The following is a 23,668-nucleotide window of genomic DNA, read 5'->3' on the forward strand; positions in this document are numbered from 1 at the left end:
AGCAAGGAGCCAAGGATGAAGCTGGGACTGCAACTGGGATATTGGGGCGCGCAGCCGCCAGCCAACCACGCGGAACTGGTGACCGCGGCCGAGGACGCCGGCTTCGACGCGATCTTCACCGCGGAGGCCTGGGGCTCCGACGCCTACACGCCGTTGGCATGGTGGGGCTCGTCGACGTCGCGGGTGCGGCTGGGCACTTCGGTGGTGCAGTTGAGCGCGCGTACTCCGACCGCGTGCGCGATGGCTGCCCTGACGCTGGATCACCTCTCGGGCGGCCGGCACATCCTCGGCCTCGGCGTCTCCGGGCCGCAGGTGGTGGAGGGCTGGTACGGCCAGCGCTTCGGCAAGCCGCTGGCGCGCACCCGCGAGTACATCGACATCCTGCGCCAGGTGTGGGCCCGCGAGGCCCCGGTGACCAGCGCCGGCCCGCACTACCCGCTGCCGCTTTCCGGTGAGGGCACCACCGGGCTGGGCAAGGCTTTGAAACCGATCACCCACCCGCGGCGTGCCGACATTCCGGTGATGCTGGGTGCCGAAGGACCCAAGAACGTCGCGCTGGCCGCCGAGATCGCCGATGGCTGGCTGCCGATCTTCTACGCCCCCCGGCTGGCCGACATGTACAACGAGTGGCTGGACGAGGGCTTCGCCCGGCCCGGAGCGCGGCGTAGTCGTGCGGACTTCGAGATCTGCGCGACCGCGCAGGTGGTCATCACCGACGACCGTGCCGCGGCGTTCGCCGGCATCAAGCCCTACCTGGCGCTCTACATGGGCGGGATGGGGTCTGAGGACACCAACTTCCACGCCGAGGTCTACCGTCGGATGGGCTACTCCGAGGTCGTCGACGACGTCACCAAGCTGTTCCGCTCGGATCGCAAGGATGAGGCGGCCAAGGTCATTCCGGACGAGCTGGTCGACGACGCCGTGATCGTCGGCGACATCGACTACGTCCGTAAGCAAATCAAAGTTTGGGAGGCCGCCGGGGTGACGATGATGGTGGTCACCGCGCGCGACACCGCACAGGTTCAGCAGCTGGCGTCGCTGATCTGAGTTCGGGCCCGGCGCTCGTCAGTTCGCCGGTGACAGGGTCTGCTGTCACAACCGGCGGCGCTGGATCGTCTACCGCAGTGAGGGGTTGACCACCCGTCTCGACTGTGGGAGGACGCGACATGGACGACGAACTGCCGTACATCGACGAGCACACGGTGGCGGTCCATGCGCCACGAGAGCTGGTATGGACCGCCCTGCAGCGGTATACGGCGTCTTTGCTGCGCAGCGTCGAACGCAATCCGCTGCTGGTAGTGCTCGGCCCAAAGCCCCGCGCCGGCTTTGCGATCGCCGAGAGCACACCGCAGCGGCGCATCGTTTTGGTTGGGCGACACCGGTTCTCGCGCTATCGGCTGGTCTTCGAGATCACCGACGCCCCCGGCGGCGGCAGCCTGGTACACGCCCACAGCTATGCGTCGTTCCCCGGGCTCCATGGCCGCGCTTACCGTGCCCTCGTTATCGGTACCGGGCTTCACGTCGTAGCCACCAACTACATGCTGAGGGCGATCCGGGCCGGCACGTCGGCGTAGCGCCGCCTGCGTGTTGGCGCCTCGCCTTGCACCCGGACTAGAACACGTTCTAGATTGGCCGGATGAGCGAAGCCGGCCTGTGGAACATCGCCCGTGACACCCCCGACGCCGCCGCGGTGGTCGACGTGCTGGGTGGTCAGCTGACCTACGGTGAGTTGGCTGCCCGCGCCGACCGCTACGGCCGCGGCCTGCAGGCGCTGGGCCTGGAGCCCGGCGATGTGCTGGTGATGGTGCTGCCCAACATCGTCGACACGCTGGCGGTGTACTTCGCGGCCATGCAGACCGGGCTGTACATCGTCGCGATCAACTGGCATCTGACCGGCCCGGAGATCGGCTACATCCTCTCCGACAGCGGCGCCAAAGCTCTTGTCGCCCATGAGCGGTTCGCCGAAGCGTCGAAGACCGCCGCGGACGAGGCCGGGTTGGCCGCCGACCGCCGGTTCGCCGTCGGCGACATCGAGGGCTTCGCCCCGCTGTCGGCGCTGGGCGCCGGCGAGGAGGGTCGCCCCGATGTCCGCACCATGGGCGCGGCGATGCTCTACACCTCCGGCACCACCGGCAAGCCCAAGGGCGTCAAGCGCCCGCTGACCGGAGCCGACCCCGACGCGGTGCCGGTTGCCTCCGCGGGCTTCTTCGCGCTGTATGACCTGGCGCCGTTCGACAACCATGTGCACATCTGTGGTTCGCCGCTGTATCACACTGCGGTGCTGAACTTCTCGGCCATCTCCATCCAACTGGGCCACAAGGTGGTGCTGATGGACAAGTGGGACCCCGAGGAGATGCTTTCCCTGATCGCTGAGCACCGGGTGACCCACAGCCACATGGTGCCGACCCAGTTCCGCCGGCTGCTGGCGCTGCCGGTGCAGGTGCGGGAACGCTACGACGTGTCCTCGCTGCGCAACGTCATCCACGGTGCAGCACCGTGCCCGCCCGAGGTCAAGCGCCAGATGCTGGACTGGTGGGGTCCGGTGATCACCGAGTACTACGCCGCCACCGAGGGCGGCGGCACCAAGATCAGCGGCGAGGAGTGGCTGGCCCACCCCGGCTCGGTAGGCAAGGCCTGGCCGTATTCGGTGGTCAAGGTGCTCGACGACGACGGCAACGAACTGCCGCCCGGTGAGGTCGGCACTGTCTACATGCAGATGGGCGGATCCAGCTTCGCCTACCACAACGACGAGAAGAAGACCCAGGAGAACCGCGCCGGTGACCTGTTCACCGTCGGCGACGTCGGCTACCTCGACGCCGAGGGCTACCTGTACCTGCAGGACCGCAAGACCAACATGATCATCTCCGGCGGGGTCAACGTCTACCCGGCCGAGATCGAGAACGAGCTGATCATGCACCCGAAGGTGCTCGACGTCGCGGTGTTCGGGGTGCCCGATGAGGACTGGGGCGAGTCGATCAAGGCTGTCGTGCAGCCCGCCGAGGGGGTGGTGGGCGACGACGCGCTGACTGCGGAGCTGATGGAGTACGCGAGCGCGCGGTTGGCGAAGTTCAAGCTGCCCAAGAGCATTGACTACATCGCCGAAATGCCGCGCGACCCCAACGGCAAGCTGTACAAGCGGAAATTGCGGGACCCGTACTGGGAGGGGCGGGAAGCGAAGATCTAGGGGTCGTCACCGTTGTCCTGCTTCCAGTGACGGGGATGTATCCGGTACTCCATGGATCTCTTGGGGCGTCGCGGCCAGCGCTTTCCGGCGTAGAATCCGGGGAAATAGAGCGCTGCGAAGATTCCCGCCGTCATGATAGTCAAGGTAGCTAATTGCGCTAGCTGTCCGCGGGCTATCGGGTAGTCCCAACTCGCATCCCAGTAGCCAAAGTAGAGTGGCACATATATAAAAATGATGGCCGCCGGAATTCCGGCAAAGTGAATGTTATGCGCGACGAAGTCGTCGTAGATCACGAACATGCATATCGCATAAGCTCCGATCGTCATCCACCAGGTTTGATTGGCGGTAGACGAACCAGTGTATGAGTCGGGAATCGGATCGTGGCCTGGTTCCTCGTTTTGCTCATCGGATTCCGCCAGGCGGTCAGATCTCCACCATGCGTATACCTTTCCGCGGACCTTAATGTAAGGCGTATCCCGGAACGCAAGGAGGAAGAACAGAGCGCCAACCGCGAACGCTGCTTCGAGGCTATATCTCCAGTCGGGCAGCAGACCGAGGAATGCGAATACCATTGCTGCGCCAGTGGCTCCCCAGAAGATCCGTCTATTTCGGCTTAGATTTTCGCGGTCAGACGAGTCCGGAATAAAGGCTATTATTGCGCAGACAAGGGCGCCCACGAACGCAACCAGCTGATCCATGCTGGCAAAGCCCGCGACCGGGTTCACGATTTTAACGCTAAACGTCGCACCGCTCGCACGTCAATTCCTCGCCAGCTCGAGGAGGTTTTCCATGACCTTCTCTCCAGACACCGAACCGACAACCCCGAAGGCCAGTGCGCCAACGAAAGCGCCCACTGGCCCGGCGAGGGCACCAACGGAGGCCCCCAATTCTGCACCTGCGATTCCGCCTCCGAAACCCCCCGCGCTTGTGGCCGCGGTGTCCACGAACGGCTTGTGGTCGACGAACACGTCGTAGAATCCGACGGCGGACCCGAGCACGTTGCCGGCGAAGCCCATGCGCTTCGACAGATTCTTGATCGCGGCGATGTCTTCCGCGCTGTAAGCAACCCCCGGTGCCCAATGCTTTCCGGTGGGAACCTTGTCGGCAAACGCGTTGAGGGCCGCCTTGCCGGCACTGGCAGAGATCCCCGCGGCGTCGCCGCCATCCCGCAGGATGTGGCCAACTCGGCCTCGCGCGATGTCGCCGATGAGTTGCGTCGCGCCTTGGTGCGACATTCCGCCGTTTCGGACGAGGGCGTCGATTGCCTGCCGGGTCACGATGACTCGGGCATTCTGTTCCGCGGTGTCGAGTAGCTGGGTGGCCTGATCCGGGGTGAAAGCTCGGCCGTCGGCCATCCCCCGTTCGAGATCCTTCTGCAGCTCCAGCCGTGTTTGGGCGCGGGTTCGAGCCTCTCCACCCAGGAACGGGTCCATCGGCAGCGGGCCGATGAAGTTGGCCATCCGGTAGTCGTCGAGGCGCTCGCCGGCCAGGCGCCGGGCCTGCGGATCGGCGGCCGGGTCGGTAGCGGTGGCGTAGTCCCGCAGCCGCGCGGCCGCTGCAGCCTTCTCGGGCGTCATCTCGCCCGCACTGTCCACCAATTGCTGGTCGCGATCACGCTCGGTAGTGCCGTAGGCATCGGCAGCGCGACCGGCTTGTTGGTCTTGGGTGGGTTGCCCGTCGCCGTCGTAGCCGTGCAGCGGTGCCGGCTCGTAGCCATCGGAGAGCAGTTTGCTGGTGGCGTCTTGTAGGACTGCGGCGTAGTCGTCGCGGAGCTTTTCGAGTTGATGCAGGATGCCAGCGGTGTCGTCGATCGCCACCTGCTCCAGTTCGGAGGTGTCGAGCTGCGCCTGCTGGTACATGCCGATGCGATTGTCGATGTCTTGGAGCTGGATCTGCAGCGCGTTGATCTTCGCGGCCGCCGCCTTCTGGGCCTCGGCCAGCGCGGCGGCGATGGTTTCCAGATCGGTGCCGATCGCGGCCAGCTGGGTCTGCTGCAGATGCAAGGTATTGGTGGCGCGCTGGACTTCGGCGGAGTCGTTGATCGGGTGGTCGCCGTTCTCCCGGTTCCAGGCGGCCTGAAAGCGTTGGCGGGCTTGGGCGAACGCGGCACTGGCCTCGGCGGTGCAGGCGCCGGCGTCGTGGAAGGCCTGCGCCAGCTCGTCGATGACAGCCGGGTTACCGCTTTGCAGCGTGTTGTTGACCTGCCACGGGTCGCCGCCGGCGGCTTCGGTCAGCAGCGCCGGGTTTATGTGCTGGAGTTGCACCGCACCGCACGAAGCTGGGCTGCGTTGCGCTGATCCATGCCGGTGAACTCGCGCGCGGCATGGTGGGCTTTGTCGCCGACGTCGGCCAGGGTCCGGCGGTGGCCACTGAGGGTGGTGATGTGCTCGGTGTGGGCTGCGGAAATCGCGTTGTGGAAGACGTCCGCGGCGCCGAAGCCGCCGAAAATGCCCGCTGCTACGGAGGTCTGGTTTAGCAGCGTCGCCCCGGCCTGGGCGTGTGCGCCGGCGCTATGGGTATCCGCCGCCCCGGAACGCAGCATCGCCGGATCGACGAACATCCGGAACCCCGCTCAGATCGGTCGTTAACAACCTTGACAGGGCGGCCCTTCGGGGTCAATTCAGTTTTGCGCGGCGGCCTCCGAGGGTGATTGTCGCCGGTGTTCTAGACGGTGCGTGGTCCTGGACAGTCGCAGTACTGCGCCCGTTGTTCGGACCTGTGCCCACATTTTGGAAACGATGATGTAAGCGAAGAATCGACCCTCGGAGATACCATCCGTGACGTGACCATGACACAGCCCTGGCCCGCACCGCCCGCACCAGTTCGATCCCGCAACTGGCTGACAGCGACATTGGCTGCGCTGGCCGTCGTCCTCGCTGCGGTGGCCTTGCTCGTAGCGCTCACCCGGACTGGATCGGGCTCGACTCCGACATACACGGCCACGCAGAAGGCCGAGGCGAAATCGAAATTGTGCGCCAGATACAAGGTCGCCGTGCATTCCGTGCAGGTGGAGACAGCAGCACCGGACAATGTCGCGTTGGCTCGTATTGCTGAAACCAACGGTGCGGTCATTATCCAGGATGCGGCTGACAATCCGGCATTGAGTGGCGAACTCCGCGACGCTGCACGTGCTTTGGCGACTGCACTACTAACGGAGACTGCCCTGGGTACTAATGGGAGGGACGATCCTGCGTTCCTGGCCGCAGTTGACGAGACCAACGAAAAAGGGCGTGTAATGAAGGACTTGTGTGGTGATTGACTCACCAGATCCGAGGCCGTTCACCTACCTATTAGTTGGCGCGTGGTGGCCAGCGCTCCCGACTCAACTCGAGGAAGCGGCCGCTTACTGGCAGCAACATTCGCAGGTCAAAAACCAAGAGCGCCAACAAATCCGAAATGATCGACTCAAATTCGGGAAGTCAAACACTGGCCATACCGCCGAAGACATGATGACGCGCCTCGCAATCGGCGAGCGACGGTTGCTGGACGTCGCGGCGCATTGCCAGCGCAAGAGTGAGGCAAATAAGAGCGTAGCCGAGGCGGTGACTCAATTGCGTACCACGCTAACCGGAATCGCGAAGTCTGGCAATGACAAAATCCAAGAAATCCTTTCCGGAAACAAGCCGCTCGAGGTCAAGCTCACAGAAGTACAGGGCGTTATCAGTGAGAAAAATAATGCGGCCGACACTGCCGGACAGGCCGCACTCGAGGCGATTAGGAATGCCACCCAGCAGCTGTTCAATGAAACCGACATCGGCGGGGATGCTCGGCAGTGGCTGAAAGACCACGGTGCGAACTTTGATTCACCGCCCCGCAAGCCGCCCATCACAGCCGAGGAACTCACGAACAAGGCGAGCGCTGACGGCGGTGGGGGCGCCAGCGGTTACCCGAATGCCACCAGCACACAGCCGACCAATGGGAAAGCCAGCGGTGACGGTGGAGCGGGAGACCAAAGCGGAACCGGTGCAGCCGCTCCTGCATCCACACACGGCGCTGGCGCCGACGGCGGCCAGGGCGGAACCAGCGGCGGCGCATCTGAGACCAACGGCGCTGATGGTGGGAAAGGTTCAGTGGGATTCGGCGCGCCTGCGCCCATGGCGCCTGCTGCCGCCGGCGGAACCGGTGCGGACGGTGGGCGGGGGGCGCCTGGAGCAGGTACGCCAGCAGTCGTTAGCGGCAGTGGCGGCGGAGGCGCCGCCGGTACCCCTGGAGCCGGAGGTGGGTCTACAACCAACTCTGCAGCCAGCAATGCGGGCGGCAACGGTGGCAATGTCAGCCATGCTGGGTCGGGCGGCAGTGGTGGCAATCTCAGCAATGCTGCGTTGAGCGGCAGTGATGGCAATGTCAGTCATGCTGGGTCGGGCGGCAGTGGTGGCAGTGGCAGAGATGCTGCGTTGGGCGGCAGTGGTGGCAATGTCAGTCATGCTGGGTCGGGCGGCAGTGGTGGCAGTGGCGGCAATGCTGGGTCGGGCGGCAGTGGTGGCAATGTCAGCAATGCTGGGTCGGGCAGCGCAGGAAGCAACGCTGGCTTCCCAGGCGCTGCCGGTGGAAGCCCGGGAGGCGGCGTTGGCTTCGGCCCGTCCAGTGGCGGCGGGATGGGTGGCGGACTTGGCGGTACATCACCCCTAACCTCCTCCACGCCAGGCCTCGGCGGCGGTGGGGGCGGCGCGACACCGCAGGGCCTCCAGAGCGGCGGATTGAGCCAAGCATTTGCATCGGGTACTCCCGGGGGTCCGGCTGGTCCAGGAGGGCTGGGCGGTACACCGCCATGGGCGCAAGGGGGTTCGGGCTCCGGCGGATTCGGTCAATCGTCAGGTCCGCAGGTGCCGCCCTCACCATCGGTGACACCGATGGCGGGCGGGGTGCTCGGCAATCTGGGAAATCTCGGGGCCTCCAGCCCAGAGGTTGCTCCGACAGCTTCGACCACGGGAGCGACGACGCCGACACCGGCAGCGGCTCCGCCCATGACCGCTGGGCCGACATCGGTGCCGTCCGCGCCGATCAGCGCCGGCCCGGCAGCCCCGTCGGGTCCGCTGCCGGGCTACGGCGCGGACCTTCGCCCAGCTGGTGCTGCAGCACCAGCCGCACCCACGCCGACGGCTGGTCCACCTCCTGTGTCTCCCTCAGCGCCTGGCGGCCCCACCACACCCACCTCCGGTGGTACCACCGTCGCGTCCTCGGGTGATCGTCCTGCGCCGGGCAAACCAACCGCGAGCACAAGTGGGCAGTCGGGTGCGGCGCTGGCCGGCGGCGCGGCCGCCGGGGGTACGGCCGGAGCGGGGGCCGGCACCGCCGCCAAACGCATGGCCGAGCAGGACGATGTGCAGCGCAAAGTCGAGGCGGTGGCGCGCCAGGCACCCAACCTCGCTTGGGCGGCTGGGCTGCGCGATGACGAGACCACCACCGTACTGGTGACCGACCTGGCCGGGGGCTGGATCCCGCCTGGCGTTTTGTTGCCGCCCGGTGTCACGCTGCTGGCTCCGGCCCAGCGCAGACACGACCTGAGCGTGGTCGATCTGCTCGGTGCGGTCGTCGCCACCGCGACACATCAGCCCAACACTTACGTAGCTGAAGCCGGCCCCAACGATCCGCTTCCCGGGGCCGGGGAGCGCGCCCGCTATGGCCAGCGCATCGACGAACTCGGACCCACACTCACCGATGCGGCGGGCGCCAGCTCTCGGCTACCGCGCATAGTGCAGACCGTCGCCCACGCCGTGGCCCGCAGGTCTGGTGTGGCCGACAACGAAATCGATCGGTTCCGCAACGTCCTAACCGACACCGCAACCAAGGTACTGTCGGCCTATCCGCATCACCTGTCCAGAGATGTCGCCGACTGGATGCTGTTGGCGGCCATCGATGCCCTGATCGACGGAAGCGAAGAACTCGCCCGCTATCACCTGGCGTGGCATCAGGCCGTTGCCCCGGCCAGGCACGCCGCATGAGTGCCCCGGACGGTTCAGCGTGTGACGTGGCGATGGCCGGCCTGAACCGGTTGCTGGAATCCGAGACGCTGGCGCGCCTGGATCGAGCGGATAAGAAGCGGGCGTGGACGACAGCCGTCGCCGCGGTCAACCACCTACGCGCCACGGCTCACCGAAATCTGCGAAGCGGGCAATGAAGCCTGCAACGCAGCTGCGGCCTCCGCCTCACCGGATGAGGACAAGCTCACCCAGCTCAACGCCATCAAGGACCGCGTCAACAGCGACGCCACCGGCGCCAGTCGTGCCGCGGTGACGAGAATCATCGGTGTCATCCAACAGCTTCTCGATGCTGCTGGCAGCGTTGATGACGCCGCCAAATGGCTTGCTGCACACGGGTTCGACGTTGCAGAGCGTCCGCCTCCACCGCGGATCACCAAAGGCAATCTCCGCTAGCCCGGATTTTCGGGAGCTGCGAAATCGCCTGGGCCCTGACCGCTCACCGCAGGCTGCGGAGTCTGCCAAGGGCACGACCATCGGTCAGTTCGACGCGTTGGTCAGGGTGTGTCCAGTAGAAAAGCACCCATTCACGCAACGCATGGCCACCGGGCGTGTAGGAGTCGGCGGCCAGCGAACGGCTTTGCCCATCGGAAAAAACAATGAAGATGGTGCCGCGTACCGGCATCGGACCGCGCGGAGGCCGAGCCGTAATGGCTTGCACCTCCTCCCATGCGCCTTTCGCGGAGGACAGCCCTTGTCGGATTTCAAAACCCTCGGCCGTCAATCGCAGGGAGCTCACGCCACCGCGACAGAACATTTTCAATAGGCTGGGGAAGCTCCAAACCGCCGCTATGGCCGCGGCGATCAGGAAATAGTGCCGCATCCCGCCGGGGACCGGAATATGGACCATCCCCAAGGGTGTGAAGATTGCGTATAACCCCATCGCAAGGCATTCCGATGCTGCTGCGACCTGAAATATGACATCGACGGTTCGGTCGGGGCGAACCACGGTGCCAGTTGTATTTTTTTCACAACGCGGCCGTATTCGACCGAATTTGATAACATACAGCGGTAGGAGCGTACCTAGTGAAAATACTGCAAACCCAAGTACTGTAACAGTTGTCAGGTAATCACCCCGCGCAACCGAATAAACGCCCCACCCCAGGCATAACAACCCGACGCTACCCAGAATTGCGGTCAGAAATGATAGTCCTGTCCAGAACTTTATGGCAGACACGTGAGGTTCCCGATGATGCCCCCGAGATACCCGAACGTCCAGCTTCCGCCTATATTAGCGCCCGTAGCTACGATGGGTAGGGTTTCTGGCGCGAAGGCACCCACTAATAGGTCTGCCCCAATACCGCCAGCCGTTCCAGCGGCGGCCTGCCAGGAAGCAACACAAGCATCGTGAACCGTTTCCGCGCCCACTACGTTGTAAATGCCTGTCGCGACGCCCACCGCAGGGCCGCCCCATTTTGCGCCCGCCTTAACATTTTCGATCGCAGAGGCGCTGAGTAATGGAATCCCGCGCTGAGCCTGCTTTTCCAGACCGGAGAGAGAACTACCCGCGAGGGTGGGAATCGGCTGTGAGAAGAATTCATCTGGCAAAACGCCATGCTTGCCCGCGGCGGTAGTGACGTCGCCGGTTACTGTGCCGTCTGACCAACTTCTCATCGTCACCGCGGTACCGTCCGCGAAACGAATTTCTGTCAGATCGAATTCTCGAGAGCTAGCGGTATCAGTGAGCCTGTGTTCCGTAATGCTGCTCGACACACGGTTTCCATTCCTGTCGAAGTAGGTGTCGCTGAGGTAGCGAGTACCGTAGCCCGGGTGGCTGTACACAGGGATCTGGCCTTCGACAAGTTCGTGGCGACTGCCGTCCAGCATGGTGAGCGTTTTGTGTAGACGGCCGTCCGGGCCGATGTGTTCACGAACGTCGCGAACCGTGGTGGCCATATCTTGCTTCCGGAGGATGTCCCGGGGCACTAGGCCTTGCAAGTCGTAGCCATCTTTCGCCCGTAGGTTATCCAGGGCCTGCTGCAGCGTCTTGGCGTACGCGTTGCGGATTACGTTTTCATTCTCCAGCCCGACTGAGGTGTCATCGTTGGCTTGCTGACGCCACTGGCTGATCTCGGTGTCGCAGTTGATGCCATCGGTTTCCAAGGATCGGTAGTAGCCGATCATGTTGTCGACCGTTTGTAGGTTGGAGTTAAGTGCCTCGATGTTGTCGTGCGACGTTTGTCGAGCTTTAGCCAGTGCCTCAGCGATACTTTCCAGGTCGGCGGCGATCCGCCCGAGTTGTTCCGTGGTGGCCTGCAGCCCGTCTTTCACCCGCTGCACCTCGGCACCGTTGTTGATCGGCTGCTCGCCGTTCTCGCGGTTGTACTCCTGGAAGTGCTGTTGCGCGATCTGAAAGGTCTCCTCGGCCGCGGTGGCGGAGCCCGCAGCCTGATGGAACGCCTGGGCCAGAAAGTTGATCTGAGTGGGGCTGCCCGACTGCAGACTTTCATCTACGGCCCAGGGGTCACCGCCGGCGTGGCCGATGAGGTCATCAACTTGGACATACTCCAGATAAGGGCGCGCCACGGTCGGTCTCAAGCGATCTCGGCGCGCAGCGCATCCGCATCGATCGACATTTTCGGCCTTCCCGCTGTACTCAGGCTGCGCACTGACAGTACCGGCGACCGCAGAGCCGTCAATTCACCGGTCGGGCACACTTCGGTACAGCCAGTCGGCTCCGGTGTTCGGCGGCGATGCCAGTCAGCCGGCGCTAACGACCCATCACCTCAGCATCCCCGAACGTCATCGCGACGTGCCCGACCGTCGACGACATCATCGGCCGCTTCGGCAGGCCCAACTCGGCCAGCTCGCGAGCGTAGGGATGGGTGCCCAGCCGCAGTGTCGTACCGCCCAACGCCCCGCGTACCCCGGAAATCCGCATCTCCCAGGGAATCTGCCGGGTCACGCCGTCGAGGTGGCTGAAGGCCTGCAGCGTCCGGGGACGGGACGTGAAAAGGCCCGGGACCGGCAGCCCGCGCCCGAATTCCATGGTGGCGATGTGCTGGCCGTCGGCGGCGACGTCGAAACCGAGCTGCTTGCCGTCGCGAACGGTGAAGTCCGCCATGATCTTCGGGAAGCCCCAGATGGTGCGACCGGCCTCCAGGGTGAACTTCTGATCCACCGGCAGGTGGTGGATGAACGCACCGGCGGAACCCAGCGCACTCCAGCCGCGCGCCGATGTACCCGGCGGGTTGATCATCACCGCGGTCCCGAATTCGTGGTACTTGCCGAGATCACCGTCGATGTAGCGGGCCAGCATCAGGTTGACCACGGCCTGTCCCGGCCGGTGCTGGAAGACCTGCAGACCGCTGTAGTCGATCATCGCCTGGGCGGCGTCCGCCGGAACCGAGAACATCGCGCTATGCACATCTGCCTGACGGATGCGGACGGGCATGGTAAGCACAGTGCCAGCGATGGTGTGCTGCGAAAGAGCCATGACGCCCACTGTAATCCGGAGGACGCTGATGACCGAGGTAATGGCCGATCCAAGGCCGGCGACCAAGCCCGACGTCGACCTGACCGACGGCACGTTCTACTCCGACGGTGGGGCGCGTGCCGCCTACAAGTGGATGCGGGCGCACGAGCCGGTGTTCCGGGACCGCAACGGGCAGGCCGCCGCGGCCAGCTATGCCGCGGTGATCGACGCCGAGCGCAACGCGGAGCTGTTCTCCAGCACCGGTGGCATCCGGCCCGACCAGCCGGGAATGCCGTACATGATCGACATGGACGACCCCGAGCACCTGGTGCGCCGCAAGCTGGTCAACGCCGGCTTCACCCGCAAGCGGGTGCACGCCCAGCTGCCGTCCATCGGGACACTGTGTGACACGTTGATCGACGCGGTCTGCGAGCGCGGCGAGTGCGACTTCGTCCGCGATATCGCCGCGCCGCTGCCGATGGCGGTGATCGGCGACATGCTCGGCGTCCTGCCCGAAGAACGCTCGATGCTGCTCAAGTGGTCCGACGACCTGGTGGCCGGGCAGAGCTCACACCTGGATCCGGAATCGGCGACGTTCCAGGCGGTCATGGAGGCGTTCGCCGGTTGGACCGAGTTCACCAGAAACATCATCACTAAACGCCGGGCCGAACCGACTGACGACCTGTTCTCGGTACTGGTCAACGCCGAGGTGGACGGCGCCCAGATGTCGGACGACGAGATCATCTTCGAGACCCTGCTGATTCTGATCGGCGGCGACGAAACGACCCGGCACACGTTGTCCGGCGGCACCGAACAGCTGCTGCGCCACCGCGATCAGTGGGAGATGCTGCGCGCCGACTCAAGCCTGCTGCCCGGGGCCATCGAGGAGATGCTGCGCTGGACCTCGCCGGTGAAGAACATGTGCCGCACGCTGACCGCCGACACCGAGTTCCACGGCACCCAGCTCAAGCAGGGCGAGAAGATCATGCTGCTGTTCGAATCGGCGAACTTCGATGAGGCGGTGTTCGACGAGCCCGAGCGGTTCGACATCCAGCGCAACCCCAACAGCCATCTCGCGTTCGGCTTCGGCACCCACTTCTGTATGGGCAATCAGCTGGCCCGGCTGGAGCTTTCGCTGATGACCGAGCGAGTACTTCAGCGGCTGCCGGATCTGCGCCTGGCCGACGGAGCCGAGGTGCCGCTGCGGCCGGCGAACTTCGTGTCCGGTCCGGAAGCGATGCCGGTCGTGTTCACGCCGACCAAGCCGGTGCTGGTATAGGCGAGCGTGTAATCAGCGTGAAAACCGAGCCCGAAAATCGCTGGGAGTACACGCTCGTCGTGCCCAGGCGTCCGCGACCCGGCCGAGGATGCCGCCTTCGGTGTCTTCCAGGGTGATCCGCAGGTCGATCCAGCCGAGCCCGGTCACCGTCTCGTGGCGGCGGATGTCCTGGTTGAAGCGCCGGGTGCTGGTGCGGTGATGTTCGCCTTCGTAGTCCAGGCCGACCATGATCTCCTCCCAGCCCATGTCCAGCACCGCGACAAGCTGGTGCCATTCGTCGTAAACCGGAATCTGGGTCTGCGGCGGCGGGTAGCCGGATCGGATGAGAAACAGCCGCAGCCGGGACTCCTGTGGCGAGTCAGAACCGGTGTCGACGAGCGGCAGTACGATTCGGGCATCGCAGATCCCGCGGCGGCCCCGGTATCGTTCGGCCAGCAGCTCGACGTCGGTGATTTTGAGGTCGGTGGCCTGCCCGAGGGCATCGATGGCTGCGACGGCCTTGACCTGGGGATAGCGGCAGGCCAGGTCGAATGCGGTGCGGGCGGGCGTGGTCACCAATATGCCGCCGATCAGCTGCACCTCGTCGTCGTCGAACCGGTCCGACCAGGTGTGGATGTGCTTGGGTGGCCGGCGACAGTCATAGAGCACCTCCGCCGGCGCGTGGTCATCAACCCACTTCGCGCCGTGCAATGCGGCGGCCGACTGGCCCGCGACCACCCCACGCCGCCGCGACCACAGCCAGGCGGCTTGGGCTCGCAAGACCGCGGTGGGTCGAGTACCGGCTGGAACATAAACGTCCGGATGGATCGCGACGAACCGGCTCCGCAAGGCGTACGGCGTCAACCGGCCGCTTCGGACCGCCTCGCTGCCCAGGAACGGTGTCGCCATGGCGGGAGTCTGCCAAGCGATACCGACACCTACGCCGAACGTGTAATGGTTGCGAAAATCCGGCCGGATTTTCGCAGTGGTTACACGTTCGGCGAGACGGGCTGGGACCCCGCCCGCAGCGACTCCACGATCGCCTCGATCGGCGAACGCCACGCCAACCCCAGATCGGCCAACGTCGCCGAGTCGTCGGTCGGGGTGGCCGACGTCAGCAGCCACGCCGCCTCGTAACTCAGCGACTCCGGCAGCGGCAGCAGTTTGCTGGCCAGGTCGCTGACCCGCCCGATGCCCTTGAAGACACTGGGGGCCACCCGGATTCGGCGAACCGAAGCACCCAATCCGACCTCCACCGCGGCGATCATCTCGTCGAAGCCGACCATGATCCCGCCGCACAGATAGCGGTGCGGACCTCGACCGGGCTTCATCAAAGACGAATGCACCAGACCGACGTCGCGGACGTCGACCATCGCCATCCCGCCGCGCACCACCGGCGCCACCCGGTAGCGCACGATCGGCGCCCAGCCGCGCTCGGTGACCCCGGGCGCCGTCCAGAACGCCGGCCCGACCACGCTGGAGGGATAGGTGACCACCACCGGCGCGCCCTCGTCCTGCAACCGGCGGGCCACCCGCTCGCCGTAAGCCTTGGTGCGCGCGTAGGCGCTGCGCCCGGGCACGGTCGGTGAGTCCGGGCCGATGACCCCGTTGGGGGGCGGGAACAGCGCGCTGTAGCTGCTGACCGACACCACCGGATCCAGGCCGGCGGCCACCGCTCGGGTCAGGATCGCTTCGGTGGCGTGGGCGTTGATCTCCCACATCAGCTTTTCCAGGCGGTCATTAGTGCCGACCACCCCGGCGGCGTGCAACACCGAGTCGCAGCCGTCCAACAGCGTCCCCACCACGTCGGCATCACGGATGTCGCCGTCGAGCACCTCCAGCGTGCCCAGCTCGCGCAACCGTGGAATGACGGGCTCGGAACCGCAGCCCGGCGCGACCAGCAGTCGTACCGAATGCCCGGCTTCCAGCAGCGCCTTGACGGTGTGGGCGCCGAGGTAGCCGGTGCCGCCGGTGACTGCGATCTGCATCAGCGGTTCTTGAACTCGGGCTTGCGCTTCTCGGCGAACGCACGCGGGCCTTCCTTGGCGTCCTCGCTCAAGAACACCTTGATGCCGATCTGGGTGTCGATCTTGAAGGCGTCGTTCTCGTGCATGCCCTCGGTCTCGCGGATCGTGCGCAGCATCGCCTGCACCGCCAGCGGACCGTTGTTGTTGATCTGCTCGGCGATCTCCAGCGCCTTGTCCAGCGCGGAACCGTCCGGCACCACGTGGCCGATCAGGCCCATCTCCAACGCCTCAGCGGCGGTGATGTGCCGGCCGGTGAACAGCAGGTCGCACGCCATCGTGTAGGGAATCTGGCGCACGAGGCGCACCGCGGAGCCGCCCATCGGATACAGGCTCCACTTCGCCTCGGAGATCCCGAACTTGGCGCTTTCGCCGGCGATACGGATGTCGGTGCCCTGCAGGATCTCGGTGCCGCCGGCGATGGCGGGTCCCTCCACCGCGGCGATCAGCGGCTTGGTCAGCCGGCGACCCTTGAGCAGGCCGTCGATGCGCGACGGGTCGTAGCTGCCGTCTTTGAAAGAGTCGCCGGGCGCCTTCTTGTTGGCCGCCTTGAGATCCATGCCGGCGCAGAAGTAGCCGCCGGCCCCGGTCAGGATGCACGAGCGGATCTCGTCGTCGTTGTCCACCCGGTCCCATGCCTCGACCATGATCGCCAGCATTTCGCCGCTCAACGCGTTGCGGGACTCCGGCCGGTTAAGCGTGACGATCAGCGTGTGTCCGCGCTGTTCAACCAGGGCGTGGGGCTGTTGTGACGACTCGCTCACCGGCGTCCGCCTTTCCGGGTTGGGGCCTCGACTTGAAAACGAAATGTAACACGTTCTAGTTTGTGTGTTGTGGCTCTCAACATCGCGGATCTCGCCGAACACGCCATCGATGCCGTTCCGGATCGGGTCGCCCTGATCTGTGGGGACGAGAAGCTGACCTATGGGCAGCTGGAAGAGAAGGCCAACCGGCTAGCGCACTACCTGATCAGCCAGGGCGTCAAGAAGGACGACAAGGTCGGCCTGTACTGCCGCAACCGCAACGAGATCGTCGTTGCGATGCTCGGCATCATCAAGGCCGGCGCCATCCTGGTCAACGTCAACTTCCGTTACGTCGAGGGCGAGCTGCGCTACCTGTTCGACAACTCGGACATGGTCGCGCTGGTGCACGAGCGCCAGTACTGCGACCGGGTCGCCAACGTGCTGCCTGACACCCCGAAGGTCAAGACCATCCTGGTGGTCGAGGACGGCAGCGACCTGGACTACGGCCGCTACGGCGGGGTGGAGTTCGAAGCGGCGCTGGCGCAGAGTTCGCCGGAGCGTGACTTCGGGCCGCGCAGCGCCGACGACATCTACCTGCTCTACACCGGCGGCACCACCGGCTTCCCCAAGGGCGTGATGTGGCGGCACGAGGACATCTACCGGGTGCTATTCGGCGGCACCGACTTCGCCACCGGCGAGCCGATCGCCGACGAGTACGATCTGGCCAAGCAGGCCGTCGCCAACCCGCCGATGGTCCGCCACCCGATCCCGCCGATGATCCACGGCGCCACCCAGTCGGCGACCTGGATGTCGCTGTTCAGCGGTCAAACCGTCGTTCTGGCACCGGAATTCGACGCCGACGCGGTATGGCGCACCATCCACGACCACAAGGTCAACCTGTTGTTCTTCACCGGGGACGCGATGGCGCGCCCGCTGCTGGATGCGCTGCTGGCCCACCAAGACGCGGGTAACGAGTATGACCTGTCGTCGCTGTTCCTGTTGGCGTCCACCGCAGCGCTGTTCAGCCCCAGCATCAAGGAACGACTGCTGGAGTTGCTGCCCAACCGGATCATCACCGACTCCATCGGGTCGAGCGAGACCGGCTTCGGCGGCACCAGCATCGTCGCCAAGGGCGAAGCGCACACCGGGGGCCCCCGGGTCACCATCGACAAGAACACCGTGGTGCTCGACGACGACGGCAACGAGGTCCAACCCGGCTCCGGCGTGCGCGGCATCATCGCCAAGCGTGGTCACATCCCGGTCGGCTACTACAAGGACGAGAAGAAGACCGCCGAGACGTTCCGCACCATCAACGGCGTGCGCTACGCGATCCCCGGCGACTTCGCGCAGGTCGAGGCCGACGGCACCGTCACCATGCTGGGTCGCGGCTCGGTGTCGATCAACTCCGGGGGCGAGAAGATCTACCCCGAGGAGGTCGAAGCCGCGCTCAAGACTCACCCGGACGTGTTCGACGCCCTGGTGGTCGGCGTGCCCGACGCCCGCTACGGCCAGCACGTGGCCGCGGTGGTGCAGGCGCGCGGGAACGCCCGGCCGTCCCTTGAGGAGATCAATACCTGCGCCCGCACCGAAATCGCCGGCTACAAGGTGCCCCGCAGCCTGTGGTTCGTCGACGAAGTGAAGCGCTCACCGGCCGGCAAGCCGGACTACCGCTGGGCCAAGGAGCAAACCGAGGCGCGCCCCGCCGACGAGGTGCACGCCAAGCATGTGACGGCCGACAGCTAGTTTGCCCGCTTTCCCCGGCGATCCGCGTCCAGCGACCCGGGTGCGGCGTTAGTCTCGGTCGATGCAGCGACTTTCGGGCGTCGACGCGGCGTTCTGGTCAGCCGAAACGGCCGGCTGGCACATGCACATCGGTGGTCTGGCGATCCTGGATCCCAGCAATGCGCCGAATTACAGCTTTGCGCTGGTCCGCCAACTGCTGATCGAGCGGCTACCACAACTGCCGCAGCTGCGCTGGCGAGTCAGCGGGGCACCGCTGGGGCTGGACCGGCCGTGGTTCGTCGAGGACGACGAACTCGACATCGACTTTCACGTGCGGCGCATCGGCGTTCCCGCGCCGGGTGGGCGCCGCGAAGTCGAAGAGCTGGTGGGCCGGCTGATGTCCTACAAGCTCGACCGCTCCCGGCCGCTGTGGGAAGTGTGGGTGATCGAAGGGGTCGAAGGCGGCCGGGTTGCGACCCTAACCAAGATGCATCACGCGATCGTCGACGGCGTCTCCGGCGCCGGCTTGTCCGAGATCATGCTCGACGTCACCCCGGAACCGCGTCCGCCGCAACCGGAAGCGGTCGGATCGCTGACCGGGGAGAGCGTTCCCAGCTTCGAGCGCCAAGCGGTCGGAGCGCTGGTCAACGTCGCCGTCAAAACGCCGTTTCGCATCGGCCGGCTGCTGCAGCAGACCGTCCGCCAGCAGATCGCCACGATCGGCCTGGGTGTGAGCCGCAAACCTCCGCGCTACTTCGATGCTCCGGTGACCCGATTCAATGCCAGTGTGTCGCCACATCGCCGGATCACCGGCGCCCGAGTCGAACTCGAGCGGGTCAAGGCGGTCAAAGACGCCTACGGTGTGAAGCTCAACGACGTGGTGCTCGCCATGGTCGCCGGTGCCGCCCGCGATTATCTGAGCAAGCGGGGCGAGCTGCCCGAGAAGCCGCTGGTCGCCCAGATCCCGGTGTCGACCCGCACCGAGGACAGTCAGGGCGAGGTCGGTAACAAGGTCAGTTCGATGACGGTGTCGTTGGCCACCGACATCGAAGGGCCCAACCATCGGCTCAAGATGATTCACGAGAACACCCAGAGCGCCAAGCAGATGGCCAAGGCGCTCTCGGCGCATCAGATCATGGGACTGACCGACACCACCCCGCCCGGACTACTGCAGCTTGCCGCGCGCGCCTACACCGCGACCGGGCTGTCGAATCGGTTGGCGCCCATCAACCTCGTCGTCTCCAACGTTCCCGGCCCGTCGTTCCCGCTCTACATGGCTGGAGCGGAACTGGAATCGCTGGTGCCACTTGGCCCGCCGGTGCTCGACGTGGCGCTGAACATCACCTGCTTCTCCTACCGCGACCACCTCGACTTCGGGTTCGTCACCACGCCGGAGGTCGCCGACGACATCGACGAGATGGCCGACGCGATCGAGCCGGCGTTGGCCGAGTTGGAGCGGGCCGCTAACCGGGGAAAAGCCCGGACAGGTCGGCGCTGATCGATTCGGCCGTGCTGATCAGCGCGAAGGCTTCGAATCCGGCGGCCAGCGTGTACAGGTAGGTGTTGTTGGCGATCGGCTGAAATATCGCCTCCAGCAGGTTGCCCGACTGCAGGCCGTCGGTGAACCATTGCAGGTCATAGGTCGGGATTGTGGTGGTGACTCCGGTGATCACATCGGCGGTCGGCAGCAGCGCCGCATACGCCGTGGAGAACGCCGCGGTCAGGGAGTTCACGAAGTCGGTCAGATTGAAGCTGCCGGCCACCTCCGAGGCCGCCGAGCTGGACAGGTTCGACAGATCCAGCGAACCCAGGTCATCGGTGAACGCCTGGATTCCGGTCGGCACCCCGGCCGCCGCCTCCTGGAAAGCCTTGACCACCATGTCGGTGTCCGGAAACAACCCGAACGGGGTCGGCACGTTCGCCGGACCGGTGTCCCAGCCGAAGTCCGGGTCGCCGTAGCCCAGGTTCACCAGCGGGGTCAGGATCGGCTGCAGCAGGTCGGCCAGCGGCTTGCCGAGGCCGGGGACGAGCAGCAGCGGTTGCAGCAGCGGCAGATACGGAACCGTCTCGTCGCTGAGCGGAATCCCGTAGTAGGTGGTCATGGTGTCGCCGACGGTGTCCAGCTTGACCGCGGACGCCAGTTGCTCGGGGGTCAGATCCTGGTAGGTGGGATGTACGAACTGGATGCCGAGAATCGAATTCAGGTCGGCCAGAAAGTTGATCGGGTAGCGCGGGATGTCCGAAAACCCGTCGTAGGCCTGCATGTAGATGGTGGTCGGGTAGAGGTCGTCGGGGGTGGCGCCGTTGAACGTGATGCCCAGGCTCGGGATGGTCACCCCGGTCAACCGCTCGAACAACCCGCCGTCGGGCTGGTTGGGGTCGGCCAGCAGCACGAAACCGACGTCGTCTTTCGAGATGCGATCGGCCGCAAGCTCGCTCATGACCATCGAGGAGATGGTGGAACTCTGCGAGTCGCCGAGCACGGCGACGTGGTTGCCCGCCGCGATCTGCTTTTCGATCGCATCCTTGAGGATCGTCACGCCCTGGGCTTCGGATTGATCCAGCGTCAGGCTCTTGACTCCGGTGTAGAGCGCATAGTTGCCCTCCGGGGTGAACAGCGCCTGCGGGATGTAGCCGGGGAAGTTGGGTTGCACGTAGAGGGTGTTGTTGGTGTCCACGTACTGGTCCGACGGGATGGGATCGCCGCTGCCGCCGATGACGAACGCGATGTTCTCCCCGCTGGCCAGCCGGACCGGAGCGGTATGGACGCTTTGGGGCGCGGCCGCGGGTGCGGCGATGATCCCGGCGCCCAGAACCGCGGTCGTGAGACAGGGCCGAACTGCGTGCTGCATGTCCGCCTCCTTCGCAGGGATGGCCTACGAAGTGACGCTAAACCTCTCAGTAGACCCCTACAAGGGGCTACAGGCCGCTCTCAGCTACCGGCCAGGTAGCGCCTGCACCAGCCGGATCATCGGGGTCAGCAGTTTCTGCCACAGCGGACCCGAAATGCCCAGCGGCGGGTCCAGGTTCAGGATCCGGGCGGTGGAGACCGTCTGCGACTCGGTGTACTTGAGAATGCCGTCGGCGCCGTGCCGGCGACCCACCCCGGAGGCCTTCATGCCACCCATCGGTGCGGCGGTGCTGCCGAATGCCAGCGCGTAGCCTTCGTCGACGTTGACGGTGCCCGACTTGATGCGAGCGGCGATCGCCTCACCCTGGGCCTTGGTCGCGGCCCATACGCTGGCGTTGAGCCCGTATTCGGTGTCGTTGGCGCGTGCGATCGCCTCATCGATGCTGTCGACCGGGTAGATGGAGACCACCGGGCCGAACGTCTCATTGCGCCCGCACTCCATCTCGTCGGTGACGTCGGTCAGCACTGTGGGTTCGAAGAACAGCGGCCCGATGTCAGGGCGGGCGTTGCCGCCGGCAACGACCTTGGCGCCCTTGGCCTTTGCGTCATCGACATGGTTGGAGACGGTCTTGATCTGGTCTTCGGAGATCAGGCTGCCCATGTCGGCGGAGAAGTCATAGGCGCCCGACAGCTTCATGGCACGCACCTGCTCGGCGAACTTCGCGGCGAACTCGTCGGCGATCTCGCGCTCGACGTAGATCCGCTCGATCGAGATGCACAGCTGCCCGGCGTTGGAGAAGCAGGCGCGGGTGGCGGCCTTGGCGACCTCGGTCAGATTCGCGCCCTTGGTGACGATCATCGGGTTCTTGCCGCCCAGCTCCGCGGAGAACCCGATCAACCGGGCGCCGCACTGTTCGGCCAGCGAACGGCCGGTGGCGCTGGAGCCGGTGAACATCAGGTAGTCGCATTGCTGCACGATCGCGGTGCCCACCACCGACCCCGGCCCGGGCACCACCGCGAACAGCTCACGCGGCAACCCGGCCTGATACAGCAGTTCCGCATTGGCCAGCGTGCAGTACGGGGTCTGGCTGTCCGGCTTGACCACCACCGCGTTACCGGCCAGCAGTGCCGGGATGGCATCCGAAATCGACAGTGTCATCGGGTAATTCCACGGCGAGATGACGCCGACGACCCCCTTGGGGTGGTGGTTGACCACAGTCTTGACGATGCCGGGCAGCAGGCCCTGCACCCGCTTAGAAGCCAGCAACTTGGCGGCCTGGCGCGCGTAGTAGCGCGCGTTGAGCATGATGTCGACGATCTCCTCCTGGGCCGCCGAGCGGGCTTTGCCGGTCTCGGCCTGGGCGACGTCCATGAGGAAGTCCCGGTGGGCGATCACCAGGTCGCGGTAGCGCTCGATGATCGCGCAGCGCTCCTTGACGCTGCGCGCGGCCCACTGCTGCTGTGCGACGCGGGCCTTGGCGAAGGCCGCCGTTACATCCTCGGCGGTGCCGATCGGGATGGTGGTCAACGCCTTGCCGGTGAAGACCTCGTCGATGGTCTTCGATTGCCGGGCGTCGATGTCGTCGATGGCGACCAGTGCACGCAGCCGGTCGAAGTCTGCGGCGGACGGAGCGGGCATGGCTGTCTCCTACTCGCGGGTAACACGTGGTTAGCCGCCAACCTACCTCGCGCAGCGGCCACCCGGTAGCTGGGCGGCATTGGCGCTGAGCCACTGGGTCATCTGGTTGAGCGCAGCCACCCCGGAATCGAAGCTGCCGTCGTTGGGTTGGGCGGCCAACGCCACCGCGAGCTGGCCGCCGTTGGGCGTGCCCACTACGCCGAACTGCCGCACCAGGTAGCCCCCGCCCGGGCCGGGGCCCCAGCCGCCCTTGGTGGGGGCGCCGAGGCCGGCCAGACCCCAGCGCTGGTTGGGCACGGTGTTGCTCATCAGGCTGTAGACCGGTGCGGCAGCGGCCATGCACGGGAGGTGGGCGGCGAACACGGCCTGGCGGGCCAGCGGCCACTGGGTCTGGCCGAAGGCGCTGAATTCGGGCCGCAGCCGCCGGGATTCGACCGCGGTGCCGGTGTCCCCGCCGGCTCGCAGCACGGCCTGCACCTGTTGGGCGGCCTGGGGGGCCGGCCCGAGCTCGGACCACAACTGCTCGGCGGCGTCGTTGTCGGACGCGGTGACGGCCCTGGCGGCCAGGTCCTGCGCATTGGGACGGTTGGCGTGAATCGCCGCGATCGCCAGCGGGACTTTGATTGTCGACCAGGCCACCCCGTTCTGCAGGGTGCCGAGCGTGCCCGCCTGGTTCTGCCCAACCGGGGCATAGGCGATCCCGACGGTGGCGGGGATCGTGTTGGCCAGCCTCGCGAAGCCGGCCTGCAGTGGCTCGGCGGCCGCGGGGGAGGCCCCGGTCAGGTTCAAGACCAGGCTTGCGACGACGGTCAGGGCCGCGATGAGTGCTCGGCGGGCAGCAGGCATTGCCTCAG

At 65.7% G+C, this 23,668-nt stretch carries 24 protein-coding genes; 10 read left to right on the forward strand and 14 right to left on the reverse strand.

The features are described from left to right. Window positions 1-15 precede the first annotated feature (15 nt). The 3 genes from AC5Y4Q_RS00645 to AC5Y4Q_RS00655 all read left to right on the forward strand — a co-directional run bounded on the left by AC5Y4Q_RS00645 (window position 16) and on the right by AC5Y4Q_RS00655 (window position 3,184). Window positions 16-1,047: an LLM class F420-dependent oxidoreductase gene (locus tag AC5Y4Q_RS00645; RefSeq protein WP_064921938.1), complete on the forward strand. Its 1,032-nt coding sequence runs from the start codon at window positions 16-18 to the stop codon at window positions 1,045-1,047. Between the two features lie 119 nt (window positions 1,048-1,166). Further along, window positions 1,167-1,574: a hypothetical protein gene (locus AC5Y4Q_RS00650; RefSeq protein WP_499957543.1), complete on the forward strand. Its 408-nt coding sequence runs from the start codon at window positions 1,167-1,169 to the stop codon at window positions 1,572-1,574. A gap of 62 nt (window positions 1,575-1,636) precedes the next feature. Further along, window positions 1,637-3,184 (forward strand): acyl-CoA synthetase, encoded by a 1,548-nt coding sequence (locus AC5Y4Q_RS00655; RefSeq protein ID WP_499957545.1) that lies wholly within the window; start codon window positions 1,637-1,639, stop codon window positions 3,182-3,184. Here AC5Y4Q_RS00655 and AC5Y4Q_RS00660 read toward each other — a convergent pair. From AC5Y4Q_RS00660 to AC5Y4Q_RS00670, 3 genes are read right to left on the reverse strand one after another with little or no spacing between them, the layout of a single operon-like run. Further along, window positions 3,181-3,909 carry a hypothetical protein gene (locus tag AC5Y4Q_RS00660; RefSeq protein ID WP_125224769.1) on the reverse strand — a complete coding sequence of 243 codons (729 nt, stop codon included), beginning with the start codon at window positions 3,907-3,909 and terminating at the stop codon, window positions 3,181-3,183. The two genes, AC5Y4Q_RS00655 and AC5Y4Q_RS00660, sit on opposite strands and share 4 nt — an antisense overlap. 33 nt (window positions 3,910-3,942) lie before the next feature. After that, window positions 3,943-5,448: a putative alpha/beta hydrolase gene (locus AC5Y4Q_RS00665; protein ID WP_499957548.1), complete on the reverse strand. Its 1,506-nt coding sequence runs from the start codon at window positions 5,446-5,448 to the stop codon at window positions 3,943-3,945. Next, on the reverse strand, window positions 5,430-5,744 hold the full coding sequence (locus AC5Y4Q_RS00670; RefSeq protein WP_064921934.1) for a DUF2563 family protein: 315 nt from the start codon (window positions 5,742-5,744) through the stop codon (window positions 5,430-5,432). Before AC5Y4Q_RS00670 ends, AC5Y4Q_RS00665 begins: the two co-directional genes overlap by 19 nt. Window positions 5,745-5,972: 228 nt before the next feature. Between AC5Y4Q_RS00670 and AC5Y4Q_RS00675 the strand changes: the two genes are divergently transcribed. Then, window positions 5,973-6,443, forward strand: coding sequence for a hypothetical protein (locus AC5Y4Q_RS00675; RefSeq protein WP_125224815.1), 471 nt, complete (start codon window positions 5,973-5,975; stop codon window positions 6,441-6,443). 304 nt (window positions 6,444-6,747) lie between these two features. On the opposite strand, the gene AC5Y4Q_RS00680 is transcribed toward AC5Y4Q_RS00675, so the two are convergent. Continuing rightward, window positions 6,748-6,972 carry a hypothetical protein gene (locus AC5Y4Q_RS00680; RefSeq protein ID WP_125224772.1) on the reverse strand — a complete coding sequence of 75 codons (225 nt, stop codon included), beginning with the start codon at window positions 6,970-6,972 and terminating at the stop codon, window positions 6,748-6,750. Window positions 6,973-7,519: 547 nt separating this feature from the next. Here AC5Y4Q_RS00680 and AC5Y4Q_RS00685 point away from each other — a divergent pair. From AC5Y4Q_RS00685 to AC5Y4Q_RS00695, 3 genes are all read left to right on the forward strand, one after another. Further along, window positions 7,520-7,813: a hypothetical protein gene (locus tag AC5Y4Q_RS00685; RefSeq protein ID WP_235663882.1), complete on the forward strand. Its 294-nt coding sequence runs from the start codon at window positions 7,520-7,522 to the stop codon at window positions 7,811-7,813. 485 nt (window positions 7,814-8,298) lie between these two features. Further along, the gene (locus AC5Y4Q_RS00690) at window positions 8,299-9,126 is read left to right on the forward strand and encodes a DUF5631 domain-containing protein (protein WP_235663883.1); all 828 of its coding nucleotides are present in this window, start codon (window positions 8,299-8,301) and stop codon (window positions 9,124-9,126) included. Beyond that, window positions 9,123-9,302, forward strand: coding sequence for a hypothetical protein (locus tag AC5Y4Q_RS00695; protein WP_125224774.1), 180 nt, complete (start codon window positions 9,123-9,125; stop codon window positions 9,300-9,302). The genes AC5Y4Q_RS00690 and AC5Y4Q_RS00695 overlap by 4 nt, the downstream gene beginning before the upstream one ends. Window positions 9,303-9,330: 28 nt before the next feature. Here the strand turns inward: AC5Y4Q_RS00695 and AC5Y4Q_RS00700 are convergent, their stop codons facing one another. The 4 genes from AC5Y4Q_RS00700 to AC5Y4Q_RS00715 form a co-directional block, all read right to left on the reverse strand. Further along, window positions 9,331-9,498, reverse strand: coding sequence for a hypothetical protein (locus AC5Y4Q_RS00700; protein WP_185746590.1), 168 nt, complete (start codon window positions 9,496-9,498; stop codon window positions 9,331-9,333). Between the two features lie 103 nt (window positions 9,499-9,601). Further along, window positions 9,602-10,111 carry a hypothetical protein gene (locus AC5Y4Q_RS00705; RefSeq protein ID WP_125224775.1) on the reverse strand — a complete coding sequence of 170 codons (510 nt, stop codon included), beginning with the start codon at window positions 10,109-10,111 and terminating at the stop codon, window positions 9,602-9,604. Between the two features lie 215 nt (window positions 10,112-10,326). Further along, window positions 10,327-11,688: a putative alpha/beta hydrolase gene (locus AC5Y4Q_RS00710; RefSeq protein WP_125224776.1), complete on the reverse strand. Its 1,362-nt coding sequence runs from the start codon at window positions 11,686-11,688 to the stop codon at window positions 10,327-10,329. Window positions 11,689-11,872: 184 nt separating this feature from the next. Beyond that, window positions 11,873-12,598, reverse strand: a complete 726-nt coding sequence (locus AC5Y4Q_RS00715; RefSeq protein ID WP_125224777.1) for an acetoacetate decarboxylase family protein — start codon at window positions 12,596-12,598, stop codon at window positions 11,873-11,875. 40 nt (window positions 12,599-12,638) lie between these two features. Between AC5Y4Q_RS00715 and AC5Y4Q_RS00720 the strand changes: the two genes are divergently transcribed. After that, window positions 12,639-13,856, forward strand: a complete 1,218-nt coding sequence (locus AC5Y4Q_RS00720; RefSeq protein WP_499958278.1) for a cytochrome P450 — start codon at window positions 12,639-12,641, stop codon at window positions 13,854-13,856. A gap of 12 nt (window positions 13,857-13,868) precedes the next feature. On the opposite strand, the gene AC5Y4Q_RS00725 is transcribed toward AC5Y4Q_RS00720, so the two are convergent. From AC5Y4Q_RS00725 to AC5Y4Q_RS00735, 3 genes are all read right to left on the reverse strand, one after another. Then, on the reverse strand, window positions 13,869-14,744 hold the full coding sequence (locus tag AC5Y4Q_RS00725; RefSeq protein ID WP_064921928.1) for a type IV toxin-antitoxin system AbiEi family antitoxin: 876 nt from the start codon (window positions 14,742-14,744) through the stop codon (window positions 13,869-13,871). Window positions 14,745-14,824: 80 nt separating this feature from the next. Next, the gene (locus AC5Y4Q_RS00730; RefSeq protein ID WP_499957554.1) at window positions 14,825-15,823 is read right to left on the reverse strand and encodes an NAD-dependent epimerase/dehydratase family protein; all 999 of its coding nucleotides are present in this window, start codon (window positions 15,821-15,823) and stop codon (window positions 14,825-14,827) included. Further along, complete coding sequence (locus AC5Y4Q_RS00735) at window positions 15,823-16,623, reverse strand: crotonase/enoyl-CoA hydratase family protein (RefSeq protein WP_499957556.1); 801 nt, start codon at window positions 16,621-16,623, stop codon at window positions 15,823-15,825. Before AC5Y4Q_RS00735 ends, AC5Y4Q_RS00730 begins: the two co-directional genes overlap by 1 nt. Window positions 16,624-16,692: 69 nt before the next feature. Between AC5Y4Q_RS00735 and AC5Y4Q_RS00740 the strand changes: the two genes are divergently transcribed. After that, window positions 16,693-18,345, forward strand: coding sequence for an acyl-CoA synthetase (locus AC5Y4Q_RS00740; protein ID WP_064921925.1), 1,653 nt, complete (start codon window positions 16,693-16,695; stop codon window positions 18,343-18,345). Between the two features lie 61 nt (window positions 18,346-18,406). Continuing rightward, a complete protein-coding gene (locus tag AC5Y4Q_RS00745) occupies window positions 18,407-19,822 on the forward strand; it encodes a WS/DGAT/MGAT family O-acyltransferase (RefSeq protein WP_064921924.1) in 1,416 nt (471 codons plus the stop codon). Here the strand turns inward: AC5Y4Q_RS00745 and AC5Y4Q_RS00750 are convergent. From AC5Y4Q_RS00750 to AC5Y4Q_RS00760, 3 genes are all read right to left on the reverse strand, one after another. Beyond that, window positions 19,788-21,176, reverse strand: coding sequence for a PE-PPE domain-containing protein (locus AC5Y4Q_RS00750; RefSeq protein ID WP_125224779.1), 1,389 nt, complete (start codon window positions 21,174-21,176; stop codon window positions 19,788-19,790). The genes AC5Y4Q_RS00745 and AC5Y4Q_RS00750 overlap by 35 nt on opposite strands. 84 nt (window positions 21,177-21,260) lie before the next feature. Beyond that, entirely contained in the window at window positions 21,261-22,814 is a 1,554-nt protein-coding gene (locus tag AC5Y4Q_RS00755) for a succinic semialdehyde dehydrogenase (protein WP_125224780.1), read from the reverse strand. 42 nt (window positions 22,815-22,856) lie between these two features. Beyond that, on the reverse strand, window positions 22,857-23,660 hold the full coding sequence (locus tag AC5Y4Q_RS00760; RefSeq protein WP_234786497.1) for a serine hydrolase: 804 nt from the start codon (window positions 23,658-23,660) through the stop codon (window positions 22,857-22,859). Between the last annotated feature and the right edge of the window lie 8 nt (window positions 23,661-23,668).

Source organism: Mycobacterium sp. NGS16 (assembly GCF_059813225.1).

Coding starts and splice junctions, on each gene's coding strand:
- AC5Y4Q_RS00645 (WP_064921938.1), top strand. CDS start 16: ATGAAGCTGGGACTGCAACTGGGATATTGGGGCGCGCAGCCGCCAGCC.
- AC5Y4Q_RS00650 (WP_499957543.1), top strand. CDS start 1,167: ATGGACGACGAACTGCCGTACATCGACGAGCACACGGTGGCGGTCCAT.
- AC5Y4Q_RS00655 (WP_499957545.1), top strand. CDS start 1,637: ATGAGCGAAGCCGGCCTGTGGAACATCGCCCGTGACACCCCCGACGCC.
- AC5Y4Q_RS00670 (WP_064921934.1), bottom strand. CDS start 5,744: ATGTTCGTCGATCCGGCGATGCTGCGTTCCGGGGCGGCGGATACCCAT.
- AC5Y4Q_RS00675 (WP_125224815.1), top strand. CDS start 5,973: ATGACACAGCCCTGGCCCGCACCGCCCGCACCAGTTCGATCCCGCAAC.
- AC5Y4Q_RS00685 (WP_235663882.1), top strand. CDS start 7,520: ATGGCAATGTCAGTCATGCTGGGTCGGGCGGCAGTGGTGGCAGTGGCA.
- AC5Y4Q_RS00695 (WP_125224774.1), top strand. CDS start 9,123: ATGAGTGCCCCGGACGGTTCAGCGTGTGACGTGGCGATGGCCGGCCTG.
- AC5Y4Q_RS00715 (WP_125224777.1), bottom strand. CDS start 12,598: ATGGCTCTTTCGCAGCACACCATCGCTGGCACTGTGCTTACCATGCCC.
- AC5Y4Q_RS00720 (WP_499958278.1), top strand. CDS start 12,639: ATGGCCGATCCAAGGCCGGCGACCAAGCCCGACGTCGACCTGACCGAC.
- AC5Y4Q_RS00725 (WP_064921928.1), bottom strand. CDS start 14,744: ATGGCGACACCGTTCCTGGGCAGCGAGGCGGTCCGAAGCGGCCGGTTG.
- AC5Y4Q_RS00730 (WP_499957554.1), bottom strand. CDS start 15,823: ATGCAGATCGCAGTCACCGGCGGCACCGGCTACCTCGGCGCCCACACC.
- AC5Y4Q_RS00745 (WP_064921924.1), top strand. CDS start 18,407: ATGCAGCGACTTTCGGGCGTCGACGCGGCGTTCTGGTCAGCCGAAACG.
- AC5Y4Q_RS00750 (WP_125224779.1), bottom strand. CDS start 21,176: ATGCAGCACGCAGTTCGGCCCTGTCTCACGACCGCGGTTCTGGGCGCC.
- AC5Y4Q_RS00755 (WP_125224780.1), bottom strand. CDS start 22,814: ATGCCCGCTCCGTCCGCCGCAGACTTCGACCGGCTGCGTGCACTGGTC.
- AC5Y4Q_RS00760 (WP_234786497.1), bottom strand. CDS start 23,660: ATGCCTGCTGCCCGCCGAGCACTCATCGCGGCCCTGACCGTCGTCGCA.